Source organism: Kitasatospora sp. NPDC057512 (assembly GCF_042802135.1).
Lineage (GTDB): Bacteria > Actinomycetota > Actinomycetes > Streptomycetales > Streptomycetaceae > Kitasatospora.
This window is the reverse complement of record NZ_JBHVET010001147.1, coordinates 1-1,718: the sequence shown is the minus strand read 5'-3', so window position 1 is coordinate 1,718 and position 1,718 is coordinate 1. Positions and strand designations below refer to the sequence as shown.

The 1,718-nt window shown below is 70.4% G+C and carries 1 protein-coding gene and 1 pseudogene; both read left to right on the top strand.

What is annotated here, in order from left to right; translation table 11 throughout:
* Positions 1-348 (top strand): annotated as a pseudogene (locus ACFU6K_RS38440) (hypothetical protein); the annotation flags it as partial.
* A 63-nt stretch (positions 349-411) separates the two neighbouring features.
* Complete coding sequence (locus tag ACFU6K_RS38435; RefSeq protein WP_380671226.1) at positions 412-1,677, top strand: S1 family peptidase; 1,266 nt, start codon at positions 412-414, stop codon at positions 1,675-1,677.
* Positions 1,678-1,718 lie beyond the last annotated feature (41 nt).

Genomic DNA, 1,718 nt, shown 5'->3' with positions numbered 1-1,718 from the left:
ACAGCCCCCGTACCGGCCGCCGCGGCGGCGGCCCAGTCCACGCCGAGCACCTGGGCCGCCGCCGTCCACGTGAAGGAGACCCAGGTCGTCACGATCGGCTGGAACTACAACGGCACCTCGGTCGGGAAGTACGACTGGGTCGGGCTGTACAACTGCGACCCGGACAAGTGCGGCGTGAACTCCTACGTCTCGGGCGCCTGGCAGTGGGCCTCGTACGGCACCTCGTACACCTTCACCCGGGAGCTCACCGACTCGCTGATCGGCGCGTACTGGACCGGCTACGTCTCCTACGACTACGCCTCCGGCCAGTACCGGCTGATGTCCTCGCAGATGAACATCCTCGCCTGAGCGGTGGCCCGGCGCCCGCTCCCCCTCCACCCACCACGTTCGATCCGCACGAAGGAGAAGACCATGAAGGTCTCCAGGAAGACCCTCGCCAGGGCCGGAACCGCGCTCCTGCTCGCCGGGGTGACCCTGGCACCGACCGCGGCCCAGAGCCCGGCCGTGGCCTCGGCCACCGGGACCGTCGCGTTGACGCCCCCGGCCGCCCCGGGGGGCGCCGCCCAGGCGCTGGCGAAGCAACTCGGGCTTCCCGAGGAGCAGGTGGCGCAGCGCCTCGCCGCGCAGGACGGGCTGTCGAAGACCGCCCGGGCGTTCCGCGACAGCCAGGGCGACAAGGCCGCGGGCGTGTGGCTCGACGTGATGAAGGGCGAGGTCCACGCCAACGTGCTGGACGACGAGGGGGAGCGCGCGGCCCGGGCCGCCGGCATCATCCCGCAGCGCGCCGCCTACACCACCGCCGAACTCCGGGACGTGCACGAGCGGCTCAACGCGGCCTCGGAGAAGAAGCTGACGCCGGGCGACAGCTCCTGGTCCCTGGACACCGAGGCCGACCGCGTCACACTCGACGTGCCGGCCGGAACGGACACCGAGGCGCTGCTGCGGACGGCCGGCATCACCGGCCCCGACCGCGCGAAGGTCAGCGTCACCACCCACCAGGGGACCGCCTACGCCCGGACCGGCCTGGTCGGGGGCGACGGCCTGCGGGACGAGAACAACACCGGCACCTGCTCGGCCGGAATCATGATCAAGCAGGCCAAGGTGGCCTACCTCGTGACCGCCGGCCACTGCTGGCTGGGGCAGTCGAACCCGGCGATCCAGCGCGACGACAGCTGGCGGGACAACCAGGGCAACACCCGGATCGGCCGCATCGTCGACCGGCAGTTCCCCGCCTCGGACTACGCGCTGATCGAGATGGACAACCCGCGGGGCTGGACCCCCGGCGGACGCGCGGTCAAGACGTCCAACGGCTACAACGAGTACTACGACTACATCCGCAGCGCGGACGACGAGATAATCAACGGTGGGGAGATCTGCGCCTCGGGCGTGACAAGCGGCTGGCGGTGCGGCAAGTTCCTGGACGGCGTCTCCACCTACACCACGGAAAGGAGGCTGCCGAACGGGCAGACGGAGACGTACACCTCGTACAACCAGGTCAAGGTCCTCGGCATGAAGTCCCAAGGCGGTGACAGCGGAGGGGCCGCCCTCTACAACAGCCTCGCCGTCGGCACGGTGACCGGCGGCTCGACCACCAACACGATAGATCCCTACACCTACATCCAGCCGCTCTCCAGGATCGCGCGGGACCTCGGCCCCATCTCCACGGTCGACTGGTGACCACCCCACGGCGCAGGTGAGGAACGCGAGCACCCTCGGTG